Origin of the sequence: Azospirillum palustre (assembly GCF_002573965.1) — a bacterium.
Lineage (GTDB): Bacteria > Pseudomonadota > Alphaproteobacteria > Azospirillales > Azospirillaceae > Azospirillum > Azospirillum palustre.
The window spans coordinates 1-527 of the sequence record NZ_PDKW01000002.1 but is presented as its reverse complement, the minus strand read 5'-3'; the positions used below and the strand labels follow the sequence as shown (position 1 = coordinate 527).

The following is a 527-nucleotide window of genomic DNA, read 5'->3' as shown; positions in this document are numbered from 1 at the left end:
GAGCGGGGGACCGCCCCGCCGCCGGTGCGGGTCTACTGCTTCGGCGGCGACGCGGTGGGGGAGGCGGCCTTCGAGCTTGCCAGGGAGGCGCTGCAACCGGAGCATATCATCAACGGCTACGGCCCGACCGAGACGGTGGTGACGCCGCTGATCTGGAAGGCGGGGCGGGAGGACCGCTGCGGTGCCGCCTATGCACCGATCGGCCTGCGGGTGGGCGACCGCACCACCCATGTCCTGGACGGCGACCTGAACCCGGTACCGCTTGGCGTGGTCGGGGAGCTTTATCTTGGCGGTGCGGGGTTGGCGCGCGGTTACCTGAACCGCCCCGGCCTGACGGCGGAGCGCTTCGTCGCCGATCCGTTCTCGACGGGTGGCGGGCGGCTCTACCGCACCGGCGACCTTGTGCGCCAGCGCGGAGACGGGGTGATCGAGTATGTCGGGCGGATCGACCATCAGGTGAAGATCCGCGGCTTCCGCATCGAGCTTGGCGAGGTGGAGGCGCGGCTGCGGGCGCAGGAGGGCGTGCG

Annotated in this window: 1 protein-coding gene; it reads left to right on the top strand. The window is 71.7% G+C overall.

The annotated features are described in order from the left end of the window. Positions 1–527, top strand: a 527-nt coding sequence (locus CRT60_RS00010; protein ID WP_143272897.1) for an AMP-binding protein, incomplete at both ends; no start/stop codon positions are given.